This is a genomic window from Kitasatospora sp. NPDC004614 (assembly GCF_042873675.1).
GTDB lineage: Bacteria > Actinomycetota > Actinomycetes > Streptomycetales > Streptomycetaceae > Kitasatospora.
In genome coordinates this window covers 1-13,703 of sequence record NZ_JBIALR010000003.1, presented here as the reverse complement: position 1 = coordinate 13,703, position 13,703 = coordinate 1, and the positions used below count along the sequence as shown (strand labels likewise).

Here is a 13,703-nt window from a genome sequence, read left to right as displayed (position 1 = left end):
GTTCCGGGACCGGCAAGATCGTCGGGAACCGACGCATCTGATCATTCGTGAATGAGGTCGAAAGCCATGGCTGAGAAGGCGACAGGAACCGTGACCGCGAGGTCGCGCAAGGCCGTGGCGAGCGACCCAGGGGAGGGGACCGTGAGTACTGCGCGGCGAAAGACCGGCACCACCGGACACACCGCAGCCAGCAGCCGCACCCACGCACCGGCCGGCTCCGGCGCGCGCGGCGCCGAGGCGGTGGACCCGGCCGAGCTGCCGGTCCGGCCCGGGGAGGAGCCGTGGACGGCCGCCGAAGTCGCCGAACTGCACGACGAACTGGCGGCCGACCTGCTGCGGCTGCGCTCCGAGATCGAGGCCTCCGAGGCCGCCATCGCCGGCCTGATGCGGGACTCCAACGACGGCGCGGGCGACGACCAGGTCGACGCCGGCACCAAGAACATCAACCGGGAGAGCGAGCTCTCGCTCGCCAACAACGCGCGCGACAGCCTCGCCCAGACCGAACGCGCGCTGGGCCGCCTCGAAGGCACCGGCTTCGGCCTGTGCGAGTCCTGCGGCCAGCCGGTCGGCAAGGCCCGACTGCAGGCCTTCCCGCGCGCCACCCTCTGCGTCAGCTGCAAGGCGAAGCAGGAGCGCCGCTGACCGTCGTCGCGACCCTAGGCCGCCCCGCACGCTGCACATTGTCGTACAGGGCGGCCAACGGGCCTACGGGTGTCGTACTCTCGTCCCCGTAACGACGACCGGCTTTTCCCACGGCAGCGGAGCGGATCATCAGTACGCCAGATTCCCACCAGACCCAGGACGACGCCGTCCCCACCTCTGCCACCGGGGCGGGTGACCGGGTGAGCTCCGCCGCGCCCGAGGAGCGCCGGGGCGAGGGTGGCGCGACTGCCGCCGACGGGGCACGTGCGGTGGTTCGCCGGCGTCGGATCAGCGTGCTGTTGGTCGTCGCGCTGCTCGTTTATCTGATCGACCTCGGCTCCAAGCTGCTGGTCGTCGCCAACCTGGAGGACCGCACCGCGCCGATCCGGGTGATCGGCGACTGGATGACCCTCCAGGTGATCCGCAACGGCGGCGCCGCGTTCGGCATGGGCGAGGCGCTGACCGTGCTGTTCACCGCCATCGCCACCGGCGTCATCGTGGTGATCTGGCGGATCGCCCGCCGCCTGTACAGCCTGCCCTGGGCGATCGCCCTCGGCCTGCTGCTCGGCGGGGCGTTCGGCAACCTCACCGACCGGCTGTTCCGCTCGCCGTCGGTGTTCCGCGGCCACGTGGTCGACTTCATCTCGGTCCAGCACTTCGCGGTCTTCAACCTCGCGGACTCGGCGATCGTGTGCGGCGGGATCCTGGTGGTGCTGCTGTCGTTCCGCGGCTCCAACCCGGACGGGACCACGCACGGGGCGCCGCCCTCGGAGAAGTCCGAGGGCGAGGGCGGGGACGGGGAGTCCAAGGCCTGACTTCGGGCTTGCGGGGCGTTGAGGGCCCCACTGGCGGGAGAGGGGCCCGTGCGGGTCGGGCATACTCGGGTGGGTGAGTATCGCAGCGCAGACCCGTAGCCTCCCCGTACCCGACGGCCTGGAGGGCGAGCGGCTGGACGCCGCCCTGGCCCGGATGTTCGGGTTCTCCCGCACCAAGGCCGCCGAGCTCGCCGCCGAGGGCAAGGTCACCCTGGATGGCGCGGTCGCCGGGAAGTCGGACCGGGTCACCGCCGGATCCTGGCTGGAGGTCGAGATCCCCGTTCCCGCCGCGCCGGTGCAGATCGTCGCCGAGGCCGTCGAAGGCATGCGGATCATTCATGATGATGATCATGTCGTCGTCATCGACAAGCCCGTCGGCGTCGCCGCGCACCCCAGCCCCGGCTGGACCGGCCCCACCGTCATCGGCGGCCTGGCCGCCGCCGGCTACCGGATCTCCACCTCCGGCGCCGCCGAGCGCCAGGGCGTCGTGCACCGCCTCGACGTCGGCACCTCCGGGATCATGGTGGTCGCCAAGTCCGAGCGCGCCTACACCGACCTGAAGCGGCAGTTCCACGACCGGGTCACCGAGAAGAAGTACAACGCGCTCGTCCAGGGCCACCCCGACCCGATGTCGGGCACGGTGGACGCGCCGATCGGCCGGCACCCCAGCAGTGACTGGAAGTGGGCGGTCACCCGCGACGGCAAGCCGTCGGTCACGCACTACGACCTGATCGAGGCGTACCGGGCCGCCTCCCTGCTCGACATCAAGCTGGAGACCGGCCGCACCCACCAGATCCGGGTCCACATGTCCGCGCTGCGCCACCCCTGCGTCGGCGACCTCACCTACGGTGCGGACCCGACGCTCGCCAAGCGGCTCGGCCTGACCCGGCAGTGGCTGCACGCCGTCTCGCTCGGCTTCGAACACCCCGAGGACGGGCGCTGGGTCGAGTTCACCTCCGCCTACCCCGACGACCTGCAGCACGCGCTGGACGTCATCGCGGCGGAGAGCTGAGATGGCCGTCGTCATCCGGGTCGCGGTCGGGGAGGACGACCTCGCGGCGGTTTGGGCGGTGCGGCGGGCGGTGTTCGTCGAGGAGCAGGAGATTCCTGCCGAGCTGGAGTACGACGAATACGACGCGACGTCGGTGCATGTGCTGGCGGTCGGGGAGGACGGCGCTGCGCTGGGCACTGCGCGGCTGATCTGCGGCGCGGAGGCGCTGGGCCTTACCGGCGGGATCCAGGACCGGGTGCTGCTCGGGCGGCTTGCTGTGGTGCAGGCTGCTCGGGGTACCGGCTTGGGGGCTGGGCTGGTGCGGGCCGTTGAGGAGTTGGGGCGGGAGCGCGGCGCGAAGGAGCTCGAGCTTCACGCGCAGGTGCAGGCGCTGGGCTTCTACGAGCGGCTCGGGTATGCGGCTGAGGGGCCCGAGTACGACGATGCCGGGATTCCGCATCGGACGATGACGCGGGTGCTGTAGGTCGTAGGTCGTAGGTCGGTAGGTTCGGTAGGTGATGAGGGGCTGCGGTCGAGGGTGGACCGCGGTCCCTCGTTGTTTTTGGCGCATTTGGGGTGGCGGGGGTGGGGTGGGCCGGGGTGCGAGGGGTGCTGTGCGGGTGGGGGTGGTTGGGGTTCTTTGCCCGCCCGCCCGGCCGTGACTCGTCTGCGTAGGGGGGAGGGAGAGGGGCGTGGGTGGGGGCGTAGTGCGGGTGGGGGGTGGTTGGGGTTGTTCGCCCGCTCACCCACCCGTGACTCGTCTGCGGAGGGGGGAGGGAGAGGGGTGTGGGTGGGGGTGGTGGGGGCGGTGGGGGAGGGGTGAGGGGCGTGGTGTGGGGGCGGGGTGGTTGTCCGGCTGTGACTTGGTTGCGGGGAAGGGGCGGTTGTCAGGGGGGAGGGGCGGGGTGGGGGTGGAGTGGGGGTGGGTTAACGGGGGTCCTACTTGGGGCGTGGTTAGGATCGCTGGTTATGGGGTTTGTTGGGGTTTGGCGTAGGTGGGGGATGCGTCGGCGGGGGTTGGTGGCCGGTGGGGTGGGGGTTGCTCTGCTGGTGGGGGGTGGGGTGGCGGTTGCGGGGGCGGGGGCTCCGGTGGGGGTGCATCGGGAGGATCGGTTTTTGGAGGTGCCGGACGGGGGTGGGGCCGTTCGGATTGATACGTCGTTCTTTACGTCGGGTGGGGCGGGGCGGCGGCCGGCGATTTTGTTGGCGCATGGGTTTGGTGGGTCGAAGGACGGGGAGCGGGCGCGGGCCGAGGAGTTGGCTCGGGCCGGGTATGCGGTGTTGACGTGGTCGGCGCGGGGGTTCGGGGAGTCGTCGGGGCAGATCGGGCTGAACGATCCGGAGCGTGAGGTCGCGGATGTGTCGCGGCTGGTGGACTGGTTGGCGCAGCGGCCCGAGGTGCAGTTGGACGGGGAGGGGGATCCGCGGGTCGGGGTGACGGGGGCGTCGTACGGCGGGGCGGTGTCGCTGTTGGCGGCCGGTTACGACAAGCGGATTGATGCGATTGCGCCGCAGATCACCTGGTGGAATCTGGCGGATGCGCTGTTTCCGCAGGCGGCGCAGGGGAGTTCGGCTGCCGACGGGGTCTTCAAGAAGCTGTGGGCGGGGATTTTCTTTACGACCGGCTCGGCGTCGGGGCTGGGTGAGGGCGGGCCGAAGCAACAGGTGCAGGGGCCGGTGGGGTGCGGGCGGTTCCGGGACGAGTTGTGTGCGATGTACAACCGGGTGGCGGCGGCCGGGCGGCCGGATGCGGACGCGGTGCGGGTGTTGGAGCGGTCGAGTCCGTCGTCGGTGGCGGATCGGATCAAGGTGCCGACGCTGGTGATCCAGGGGCAGCAGGATTCGCTGTTCCCGCTGGACCAGGGTGACCGGATCGCGAAGGCGGTGGCCGCGAACGGGGCGCCGGTGGCGGTGGACTGGTTCGGTGCGGGGCATGACGGCGGGCAGGAGAGCAGCACGCGCTCGGATGCTCGGGTGACGGCTTGGTTCGATCACTGGTTGAAGGGGAGCGGTGGGTCGACCGGGCCCGCGTTTCGGGTGACGCGTACCGGTGGCGTCGATTCGACGGGCTTTCAGGCGGTGCTGCGCGGCGCGGACGCCGATGTCTACCCCGGGTTGGGTGGGACGGCGCAGCGCAGTGTGGAGTTGACGGGCCGGGAGCAGAAGGTGGCGAACCCGCCGGGTGGCGCGCCGCCGAACATTTCGACGTTGCCGGGGATCGGGGCGTTGTCCCAGCTGTCCGCAGTGGGGGCGGATCTGTCGATCGATTTCCCCGGTCAGTTCGCGTCGTTCGAGTCCGCGCCGCTGGATGGGGCGTTGCACCTGACGGGTGCGCCGACGGTGGCGGTGCAGGTGGCGGCGGACGTGCCGGAGGCGGTGCTGTTCGCGAAGGTGTACGACGTCGCGCCGGACGGGAAGCAGTCGTTGCCGCAGCAGTTGGTCGCCCCGCTGCGGGTGACCGGGGCGGATGCGGCGGGTGGGCGGACGGTGCAGGTGACGCTGCCGGCCGTGGACCACGAGTTCCCGGCCGGGCACCGGTTGCGGCTGGTGCTGGCGTCCACCGACCTGGCGTACGCCTCGCCCGCGCAGGCCGCCACGTACACGCTGTCGGCGGCCGGGCCGTTGAGCGTGCCGACGGTGGATCAGTTGCGGACCGAGGCCGCGCCGGTGCCGGACCGGACGTGGGTGCTGCCGTTGGTGGCGTTGGCGATCGGTGCGCTGCTGGTGTTCGCGCGTCGGCGGCGGGGGGCGGCGCCCGCGCCGGATCCGGCGCTGGCCGGGGTGCCGTTGCAGATCACCGGGCTGTCGAAGAAGTACAAGGGGTCGGTGGACCGTTACGCGGTACGGGAGTTGTCGTTCCGGGTGGAGGCCGGGCAGGTGCTCGGTCTGCTCGGGCCGAACGGTGCGGGCAAGACCACCACGCTGCGGATGCTGATGGGTCTGATCCGTCCCGATGAGGGTGAGATCCGGGTGTTCGGGCACGCGATCCGGCCGGGTGCTCCGGTGCTGTCCCGGGTCGGCGCGTTCGTCGAGGGTGCGGGTTTCCTGCCGCACCTGAGTGGGCGGGCCAACCTGGAGTCGTACTGGGCGGCGACCGGGCGGCCCGTCGAGGACGCGCACTTCGCGGAGGCGCTGGAGATCGCCGGTCTCGGCGAGGCGCTGGAGCGTGCGGTGCGGACGTATTCGCAGGGCATGCGGCAGCGGCTGGCGATCGCGCAGGCCATGTTGGGTCTGCCTGACCTGCTGATTCTGGACGAGCCGACCAATGGTCTCGACCCGCCGCAGATCCGTGAGATGCGGGAGGTGATGGTCCGGTACGCCGCCGCCGGGCGGACGGTCATCGTCTCCAGTCACCTGCTCGCCGAGGTCGAGCAGTCCTGCACGCACCTGGTGGTGATGGAGCGCGGCCGGCTGGTGGCGGCCGGGCCGACCTCGGAGATCACCGGTGCGGGCGAGCAGTTGCTGGTGAGTGTTGAGGAGGGGTACGGGGAGGCGGCTGCGGTCGCCGAGAAGCTGGCCGCGTTGGACGGGGTGGAGTCGGTGCAGGCGGCGGACGGCGGGTTGCTGGTCCGGCTGGACGGTCTGCCGGTGAGCCGGCTGACCGCCGAACTGGTGCGCCTGGGTGTGCCGGTGACGGGCATCGGTCCGCAGCGACGGCTGGAGGACGCCTTCCTGTCCCTTATCGGAGGAGCGGCATGAGTGCGGTGATGGATACGGCGGCCCCCGGGTACCGGCCGGGGCGGACGCTGCCGTTGCGGGTCGAGGCGATGCGGCAGTTGCGGCGGCGGCGCACCCTGGTGATCGGCGGGGTCCTGGCGGTGCTGCCGTTCATCGTGCTGGCGGCTTTTCAGATCGGGGGGCCGCCCGGGCGGGAGAACCGCACCACGTTCATCGAGCTGGCCAACGCGTCCGGCGTGAACTTCGCGACCACGCTGCTGTTCATGGGCACCGGGTTCCTGCTGGTGATCCCCGTGGCGCTGTTCTGCGGTGACACCGTGGCGTCCGAGGCGAGTTGGTCCTCGCTGCGCTACCTGCTGGCGGCGCCGGTGCCGCGGGCCCGGCTGCTGGCGCGGAAGTTCATCGTGGCGATGGTGTTCTCGGCCGCGGCGGTGGTGCTGCTGCCGGCTGTCGGCCTGGTGGTCGGGACCGCCGCGTACGGGTGGGGCGACCTGAAGCTCCCGACCGGGGTGACGCTGTCCGCGACCGAGGCGCTGCCGCGGCTGGCGCTCGCCGTGCTGTACGTGTTCCTCGCCGAGATCGTGGTCGGCGCGCTGGCGTTCTGGATCTCCACCGCGACGGACGCTCCGCTGGGGGCGGTGGGCGGTGCGGTGTTCGCGTCGATCATCACCGGCGTGCTGGACGCCGTCACCGCGCTCGGCTCGCTGCGGGAGTGGTTCCCCGCGCACTGGCAGTACGCGTGGGCGGACGCGTTGCAGCCGCAGCTGGAGTGGGGCGGGATGGTGCAGGGCGTGGTGCTGTCGCTGTCGTACTCGGTGGTGCTGCTGGCGCTGGCGTTCCGGGGGTTCGCGACGAAGGACGTGGTGTCGTGACGGGAAGTCAGAAGCCGCGGAAGACTCCGTCGGGGCTGGTGGAGCGGGTGAAGTCGACGAAGTCCATGTTGGAGATTGACAGGTTGTTCTCGATGCCCCACAGGGCGGCGGCGGCCACCCGGACGGTCGGGGCCGCCGGGTCGCGCAAGTAGGCGGCGAGCAGCGGGAGTTCGGGGTCGGTGAGGGTGCGCCGGTCGGCGACGACGAGCAGCGGGTGGCGGTAGTGCGGCGGCAGGCAGGCCGTCAGGTCGCCGATGGCCAGGCCGCTGTGGGCGGGGTCGTCGACCGGGGCCATGCAGGGGAGGAAGCCCTCCTCGGTCGGAGTGGCGATCGCCTCGCACAGGCGTTGCCAGGCCGCGGGGCCGGCGAAGTCGGTGCGCACCACCAAGGTCTCGCTCCAGGTGGGGAGCCGGGGGTTCACCGGGCGCCGTCGCGCAGGAGAAGGAGGTCGAGGGACTGGGTGTGGGCGTGCGAGGCCCAGGTGGGGAGGTGTTGGGTGAGGAACCAGGCGGCCTCTTCGAGGTCCTCGTCGTCGAGGTTGGCGGTGGAGTGCGCGGGGAGGGTGTCGGGGCTGAGGGCGGTGAGGTCGGCCAGGACGGCGGGGAGGGCGGCCTGCGGGGTGAGGGTGGGGTAGGGCCAGGGCCAGTCGTCGGTGGCGCCGTCGGGCCAGGGCCAGCGGCGGGACCAGAGGGTAGTGAGGGCGGGCAGGCGCAGGGTGCGGAAGACGTCGGTGAGTTCGTCCCAGTGGCGGCCGGTGAGGACGGCCTCGCCGAGTGGGGTGCCGAGGGTGCCCGCGAGGGTGGGCAGCAGGGCGGTGTAGCGGGAGTCCGCGTCGGCACGCAGGCGGCCGGAGAGCAGCTCGGTGAGGGCCGCGGAGCGCGGGACGCCCGGCAGCCCCGGCCCGCCCGAGCCGGGCAGGCGCAGCAGCAGCGCGGCGTCCACCGCGAAGGCGGTGACGTACTGTTCGGCCATGTCCGGCACTCTTCCCGAGGGGTGTGACAACTCCGTTGTGGTGTGGCGGAGTCGGGGGTCAGGAGAAGCGGAAGAGTTGGGACCTGTCGCCGGGCGAGCAGTTGGTGATGGTGAGGGTGCTGCCGGTTCCGCTGTCGGTGAGGCAACTCTGTACGCCGTAGCCGAACTTGAGCTGGAAGGTGCCGGAGCCGGGGTCGGTGACGGACCAGTTGGTCATGTCGCCGTAGGAGCTGGAGCCGGCCAGTTCGGCGATGTTGGGGCTGCCGGCGTAGCGGCCGCCGAGCTTGATGCCGCTGTCGCTCTTGCAGGCGGCGAAGGTGGTGGTGCCGGAGCCGTCGGTGCTCTTGATCCAGCCGTAGGAGGTGTTGCGGCCGGACACCACCGGAACGCCGGCTGTCAGGGCGTCCGAGCCGAGGCCGGCGGCCTGGCCGGTGCCGACGTTGACCAGGCGGCCCCAGCCGCTGCCGCCGCAGCCGGAGGCCGGGCCGTTGGTGGCGGGCTTGGAGGTGTTGGGGGCGGGCTGGGCCGGGGTGGAACCGCCGCCACCGCCGCCACCGCCGTTGTTGGAGCCACCGCCGTTGTTGGAACCGCTGCCGGTGTTGGAGCCGGTGCCGTTGTTCGAGCCGCCGCCGGTGTTGGGGGTGCCGCCGTTGTTGTTGTTCGAGGAACCGCCGTTGTTGGAGCCGGAGTTGCCCTGGTCGGGGGCGCCGCCGCCGGGCTGGGCGGGGTTGCCGGACGGGTCGGTGGACGGTGGGGCGGAGGGCTGGGGCTGCTGCTCCGGGCTGTTCTGGGCGGGGCCGGAGGGTGAGCCGGTCGGGTTGGAAGTTGCTTGGCCGGTGGGGGAGTTGGCGCTGATCTCCGGGCGGTGCTGCCAGGGCAGCAGTTCGAGCTGCTGGGCGGTCACCCCGGCGCCGGTGACCAGCACCAGCGGCAGGACCAGGGTGGCCATTCGGCGGCGGCCGGCGCGTTCGGGGCGGTGGGGCGCGGTGGTGGTGTCCGGGGCGGCGACGGCGGGCGGGGCCTCGTCCGGGCCGGCGAGGGCCAGGACGGCGCCCAGGCCGGCCGGGGTGGACATCGCCTGGCGGGCGGCGAGGGCCATCGCGGCGGCGTCCGGGTAGCGGGCGCCGGGTTCCTTGGCGAGGGACTTCGCGACCACCGCGCGGACCGGCGCGGGCACCGTCTCCGGCAGCTCCGGCGCCGGTTCGCGGACGTGCTTGAGCACCACTTCGAGCGGGGTCTCGCCGGTGAACGGCGGCTTCCCGGCGAGCAGTTCGTACAGCACCACGCCGACCGAGTACAGGTCGGAGGTGGCCGAGGCGTCCTTGCCCTCGGCGCGTTCCGGGGCCATGTACAGGGCGGTGCCGATCACCGCGTGGGCGGTGGTGATCCGGGTGTCGGCGAGCGTGCGGGCGATGCCGAAGTCGGTGACGGTGATCCGGCCGTCCTGGTCGATCATCAGGTTGGACGGCTTGATGTCGCGGTGCACGATGCCCTGCTGGTGCGCGGCGTGCAGGGCGTCCAGCATCTGTGCGGCGATGTCCAGCGCCCGGTCCGGCGGGAAGCTGCCGCGTCCCTTTGCCTGGTCGAGCGGCTTGCCGGTCAGCAGTTCCATCACGATGTACGCGATCTTCGCGGACGGGTCGGTGGCGTCCTCGCCGTAGTCGTGGATGTGCACCACGCCGCGGTGGTTCATCGACGCCAGCACTGTCGCCTCGCGGCGGAAGCGGGCCGCGAAGACCTCGTCCTCCATCAGCGCCGGAAGCACGATCTTCACCGCGACCTGGCGGCCCAGCACCTGGTCGTCCGCGCGCCAGACCTCGCCCATGGCACCACTGCCGAGCCGCTCGGTGAGGGCGTAGCGGCCCCCGAGCACCGTCCCCCGACCCCACATGTCCCGTTTCCCCCGAGCATGGTGTACGACCCGTCAACAAGAGAGTCTGGCCGCCCGGACGTCCGATGGGAAGTCGGCCCGGCCCCTCTTCGCGCGGCGACTCTACACGCCGCCGGGGCACGTCTGTTCGAGCGGAGCGTTGTTACTGATGTGCGGTCAAGTGACGGGCCGTGGAAGAAAGATACGGAGGAATGCCGCAGTGACGATCGACTTCACCACCGGACGGCCCGAGACGCGGCCGCTGGACGTCAGCTGGAACCACGGGTCGCCGTCGGCCAAGCACAACACCGACCCCGACCTGCAGGTGTACGCGTACGACGAGCACACCGTGATCCTGCGGCAGAACATGGCCGTCAACTACGAAGCGCCGTTCCTGTACCTGCTGTTCGGCAACGAGCGGGCCGTGCTGATCGACACCGGGGCCACCGCCGAGGCCGAGTACCTGCCGCTGCGGCGGACCGTGGACGAGCTGATCGACGGCTGGCTGGCGCGCAACCCCCGGGAGGACTACCGGCTGCTGGTGGTGCACACCCACGCGCACGGCGACCACGTCGCCGGGGACGGGCAGTTCGCCGACCGGCCGGGGACGGAGCTGGTGCCGGCCGGGAAGGACAGCGCCTGGCCGTGGTTCGGTTTCGACGCCGACCCGGAGGCAGTCGCCCGGATCGACCTCGGCGGGCGGGTGCTGGAGTGCCTGGCCACTCCCGGGCACCACGCCGCCTCGGTCACCTTCTACGACCCGTGGAGCGGATTCCTGCTCACCGGCGACACCGTGTATCCCGGCCGCCTGTACATCCAGGACTGGGCCGCGTTCAGCCACAGCATCGACCGGATGATCGAGCTGGCCGAACGGCGGCCCGTCACCCACGTGCTCGGCTGCCACATCGAGATGTCGGTCGAGCCCGGCCTCGACTACCCGATCCGGTACACCTACCAGCCGTACGAGGCGCCGCTGGAGCTCACCGTGGCGCACCTGTACGAGATCCGCGGGGCGCTCGGCGCGAATGCCGCGTGCGGCGGAGAACCGCGGCGGATCACGCTGCCGCGGTTCATCCTCTGGCCGAGCGAGTAGGTTGTCAGCGGCGGAGGCGGGCGTCGTCCGCGAGCGACTGCACCAGGGCCTCCACCCGCTCGGGCGGCAGGCCGCGGGAGATGAACCAGGCGCCGACATTGCGGACGTCCCGCTCCAGGAAGGACAGGCCGCGCGGGTTCGCCACCACGTCCACGATCTGCGGGACGTCGATGATCACCAGGCGGCCCTGGTGGACCAGGATGTTGTACGCCGAGAGGTCGCCGTGCGCGTAGCCGTCGTACGCCAGCAGTGAGAGGCTGCGGCCCAGCTGCTCCCAGAGGTCGTCGATGTCGGCCTCCTCGGCGCGCAGCTGGGCCAGCCGCGGGGCGGCCGTGCCGGCCTCGTCGCCGACGAACTCCATCAGGATCTCGGTGCCGGTGATCTGCACCGGGTACGGCACGGCGACACCCGCCGACCACAGGCGGCACAGCGCCGTGAACTCGGCCGCCGCCCACTGGCCGGCGATCGCCTCCTTGCCGAAGGCGGTGCGCTTGGCCATCGCCCGGCTGACCCGGGACTCCTTGTGCTGGCGGCCCTCCAGGTAGCCCGAGTCGCGGTGGAACATGCGGTGCTGGGAATCGCGGTAGCGCTTGGCCGCCATCAGGGTGCGGCGCTCGGTGCCCGGAACGCTGCGCTCCAGCAGGAAGACGTCGGCCTCCTTGCCGGTCTTCACGATGCCGAACTCGGTGTCGACGGCCGCGAGTTCGGTGATCACCCAGTCGGGACGGGGCTGCGGGCCCTTCTCGGTGGGGGTGGACTGGTCCCAGGTGGACCAGCGGTCGCCCACGGCGGGGCCGTCGGTGGCCGGGGGGTTCTCGTTCTCGTCCTCGGAGCCGTCGAACTCGGCGTAGTCCTCGGAGGGGAAGTACAGGTACTCGGGCTCGGCGTCGTCGAAGCGGTCGGCCTTGCGGCCGCGACGGGAAGTGCCCTTGGGGCGGATACGGGAGAAGGAATCGCTGTCGGCAAAGCGCTCGCGCACTGCGGTGGCTCCTGAGGAGTGGCCCACCGGGGCGCGGAGTGACGCGCTGTCAGCCGGTGGGGAGAAGACGGGGGGAGGGGGCGTATGGCGCGCAGGCGAAAGCGCGCCGCGTCACGGCGGCAACCATCCTGGCCACACCTCCTCACTCGTCTCACCACCCGCGCATGAGTGCTTGCGGGCGGACTTGGACCACTTTAGTCAGCGGGCCGGTGGATGCAAATGGTTTTTTCGAGGGCCGGGGAGGGCGGGGGTCGGGCGTGCTGGGGCGCAATAGCTAAACCATCGACATATCTAAATGGTTGACCTATGGTGGCCGCATGACAGACCGTCAACTGCCCGAGCCGACAAGGCTCGTGCTCACCGCGCTCGCCGACGAACCCCGGCACGGATACGCGATCCTCCAGGAAGTCCTGGCGATCACCGGCGGCCGGACCAAGATGCTCACCGGCACCCTGTACACGGCGCTGGACCGGCTGCTCCAGCAAGGGCTCATCCAGGTCGAGGGCGAGGAGGTCGTGAACGGGCGGCTGCGCCGCAGCTTCGCCCTGACCGACCAGGGCCGGCACACCCTGACCGGGGAGATGCGGCGGCTGCGCGCCGGGGCCGACGAGGCCGAACGGCGGCTCGCCCTCGGCGGGTTGCGGCTGAGCGGGGGGACGGCATGAGCCGCCTGTTCGTCGGGCTGCTGCGCCGCCTCTACCCCGCCGGGTACCGGGCCGCGCACGGTGAGGAGATCGTCGCCGTCTTCGCCGAGTCGGTCCAGGGCGCCGACCGCCGCACCGCCGTGCGCGAGTGGGCCGTCCTGGCCGCGCACGCGTTGCGGCTGCGCACCCGGCTCAGCTCGCGCGACCCGGCGGGCAGGGTGCTCGCCGGTGCGGCGCCGTTCCTGGTGGCCGGTGGGGCGGCGCTGGGTGCGGTCCAGCTCCTGACCCTGCTGTTCGAGCGCGGGCCGTACCAGCCACCGGTCGCGCTGGACGTCGCTCACGCCGCACCCTGGGTCCTCGCCCTGCTGTGTGCCGCGCTCGGCCGTTGGGCCCCCGCCCGGGTCCTCGTCCTGCTCGCCGTCGTCGCAGCGCAGTTCGGTGAGGACGCGGAGTCCATCGGGGCCACCAGCCTGCTCGGGGTCTGGGCCGTCGTGGGCGCGTTGGTGCTTCTCGCCCCGCCGGACGCGGTGGACCTTTCGCGGCGCGGCCGTCATCGGGTCGTGGCCGCCGCGACGGCCGTCGCCCTGCCGATGAGTGGCATTGCCGTCCTGTGGCTCGGCTCCTGGGGCAAGGACTCCTCCAGCGTCCTGTTCCCGCCGATCATGCAGACCCCGATCGACACGTCCACCGCCTGGCCGGCGGTCGCCCTGGCCGTCGCATACCTGCTGTACCTCGCCGACCCCGCCACCGACCGGCTGCGGGCTGCCGGCGTGGCGCTGGCCGCCCTGCCCTGGGGGGCGATGGTGCCCCCGCCGCTCTACCGCAACGCCCCCGCCGAGCCGCGCGACCTGCTCCGCGACACTGTCGTGGTCCTCGTGTTCCTGGCCGCCGCCACTGTCGTCGGCCTCCGGCGCCGCAACCGCCTGGCCGGCGTGGCGGGGGCGCCGGATCCCTTGGCCTGAGCGGCAGTTGAGAGGCCCCGTCCGTCCCTGGAGACCAGGGCGGCGGGGCCTAGTGCCGCGTCGGGCAACCTTCGCCCCGTCGCGACGCCCGGCACGCACTCTCGCCGCACCGGTCGAAAACCCAAGTACATCCAGTACGAGGGCTTCCGTCCGGCACGCCGATAGCACGCACCGGACGCCGCTCC

At 71.9% G+C, this 13,703-nt stretch carries 13 protein-coding genes; 9 read left to right on the top strand and 4 right to left on the bottom strand.

Annotation, left to right across the window (positions count from 1 at the left end; genetic code table 11):
• Nucleotides 1-141 precede the first annotated feature (141 nt).
• From ACFYST_RS09505 to ACFYST_RS09480, 6 genes are all read left to right on the top strand, one after another.
• Nucleotides 142-642: a TraR/DksA family transcriptional regulator gene (locus ACFYST_RS09505; RefSeq protein WP_387643818.1), complete on the top strand. Its 501-nt coding sequence runs from the start codon at nucleotides 142-144 to the stop codon at nucleotides 640-642.
• Between the two features lie 125 nt (nucleotides 643-767).
• The gene (lspA, locus tag ACFYST_RS09500; RefSeq protein WP_387861561.1) at nucleotides 768-1,457 is read left to right on the top strand and encodes a signal peptidase II; all 690 of its coding nucleotides are present in this window, start codon (nucleotides 768-770) and stop codon (nucleotides 1,455-1,457) included.
• 73 nt (nucleotides 1,458-1,530) lie between these two features.
• Entirely contained in the window at nucleotides 1,531-2,469 is a 939-nt protein-coding gene (locus ACFYST_RS09495; protein ID WP_387861130.1) for an RluA family pseudouridine synthase, read from the top strand.
• Nucleotide 2,470: 1 nt separating this feature from the next.
• Nucleotides 2,471-2,932 carry a GNAT family N-acetyltransferase gene (locus ACFYST_RS09490; protein ID WP_387861129.1) on the top strand — a complete coding sequence of 154 codons (462 nt, stop codon included), beginning with the start codon at nucleotides 2,471-2,473 and terminating at the stop codon, nucleotides 2,930-2,932.
• Nucleotides 2,933-3,417: 485 nt separating this feature from the next.
• Nucleotides 3,418-6,147, top strand: coding sequence for an alpha/beta fold hydrolase (locus ACFYST_RS09485; RefSeq protein WP_387861128.1), 2,730 nt, complete (start codon nucleotides 3,418-3,420; stop codon nucleotides 6,145-6,147).
• Nucleotides 6,144-6,998 carry an ABC transporter permease gene (locus tag ACFYST_RS09480; protein ID WP_387645939.1) on the top strand — a complete coding sequence of 285 codons (855 nt, stop codon included), beginning with the start codon at nucleotides 6,144-6,146 and terminating at the stop codon, nucleotides 6,996-6,998. Before ACFYST_RS09485 ends, ACFYST_RS09480 begins: the two co-directional genes overlap by 4 nt.
• A 7-nt stretch (nucleotides 6,999-7,005) precedes the next feature.
• Here ACFYST_RS09480 and ACFYST_RS09475 read toward each other — a convergent pair whose 3' ends face one another.
• From ACFYST_RS09475 to ACFYST_RS09465, 3 genes are read right to left on the bottom strand one after another with little or no spacing between them, the layout of a single operon-like run.
• A complete protein-coding gene (locus tag ACFYST_RS09475; RefSeq protein ID WP_387861560.1) occupies nucleotides 7,006-7,383 on the bottom strand; it encodes a DUF6924 domain-containing protein in 378 nt (125 codons plus the stop codon).
• 32 nt (nucleotides 7,384-7,415) lie between these two features.
• Nucleotides 7,416-7,970 carry a hypothetical protein gene (locus ACFYST_RS09470; protein WP_387861126.1) on the bottom strand — a complete coding sequence of 185 codons (555 nt, stop codon included), beginning with the start codon at nucleotides 7,968-7,970 and terminating at the stop codon, nucleotides 7,416-7,418.
• 58 nt (nucleotides 7,971-8,028) lie between these two features.
• Nucleotides 8,029-9,861, bottom strand: coding sequence for a protein kinase (locus ACFYST_RS09465; protein WP_387861125.1), 1,833 nt, complete (start codon nucleotides 9,859-9,861; stop codon nucleotides 8,029-8,031).
• A gap of 199 nt (nucleotides 9,862-10,060) precedes the next feature.
• Here ACFYST_RS09465 and ACFYST_RS09460 point away from each other — a divergent pair, with 199 nt between their 5' ends.
• Nucleotides 10,061-10,933 (top strand): MBL fold metallo-hydrolase, encoded by an 873-nt coding sequence (locus tag ACFYST_RS09460; RefSeq protein ID WP_387861123.1) that lies wholly within the window; start codon nucleotides 10,061-10,063, stop codon nucleotides 10,931-10,933.
• Nucleotides 10,934-10,937: 4 nt separating this feature from the next.
• Here ACFYST_RS09460 and ACFYST_RS09455 read toward each other — a convergent pair whose 3' ends face one another.
• Nucleotides 10,938-11,912 carry a serine protein kinase RIO gene (locus ACFYST_RS09455; protein ID WP_387645932.1) on the bottom strand — a complete coding sequence of 325 codons (975 nt, stop codon included), beginning with the start codon at nucleotides 11,910-11,912 and terminating at the stop codon, nucleotides 10,938-10,940.
• A 317-nt stretch (nucleotides 11,913-12,229) separates the two neighbouring features.
• Between ACFYST_RS09455 and ACFYST_RS09450 the strand changes: the two genes are divergently transcribed.
• Both ACFYST_RS09450 and ACFYST_RS09445 read left to right on the top strand, forming a co-directional pair.
• On the top strand, nucleotides 12,230-12,577 hold the full coding sequence (locus ACFYST_RS09450) for a PadR family transcriptional regulator (RefSeq protein ID WP_387645929.1): 348 nt from the start codon (nucleotides 12,230-12,232) through the stop codon (nucleotides 12,575-12,577).
• Entirely contained in the window at nucleotides 12,574-13,518 is a 945-nt protein-coding gene (locus ACFYST_RS09445) for a hypothetical protein (protein WP_387861122.1), read from the top strand. Before ACFYST_RS09450 ends, ACFYST_RS09445 begins: the two co-directional genes overlap by 4 nt.
• The last annotated feature ends 185 nt before the right edge of the window (nucleotides 13,519-13,703 follow it).

What these genes read in the sequence shown, in the direction of transcription:
- ACFYST_RS09490 (WP_387861129.1), top strand. Translation starts at nt 2,471, where the DNA reads ATGGCCGTCGTCATCCGGGTCGCGGTCGGGGAGGACGACCTCGCGGCG.
- ACFYST_RS09485 (WP_387861128.1), top strand. Translation starts at nt 3,418, where the DNA reads ATGGGGTTTGTTGGGGTTTGGCGTAGGTGGGGGATGCGTCGGCGGGGG.
- ACFYST_RS09480 (WP_387645939.1), top strand. Translation starts at nt 6,144, where the DNA reads ATGAGTGCGGTGATGGATACGGCGGCCCCCGGGTACCGGCCGGGGCGG.
- ACFYST_RS09470 (WP_387861126.1), bottom strand. Translation starts at nt 7,970, where the DNA reads ATGGCCGAACAGTACGTCACCGCCTTCGCGGTGGACGCCGCGCTGCTG.
- ACFYST_RS09465 (WP_387861125.1), bottom strand. Translation starts at nt 9,861, where the DNA reads ATGTGGGGTCGGGGGACGGTGCTCGGGGGCCGCTACGCCCTCACCGAG.
- ACFYST_RS09450 (WP_387645929.1), top strand. Translation starts at nt 12,230, where the DNA reads ATGACAGACCGTCAACTGCCCGAGCCGACAAGGCTCGTGCTCACCGCG.
- ACFYST_RS09445 (WP_387861122.1), top strand. Translation starts at nt 12,574, where the DNA reads ATGAGCCGCCTGTTCGTCGGGCTGCTGCGCCGCCTCTACCCCGCCGGG.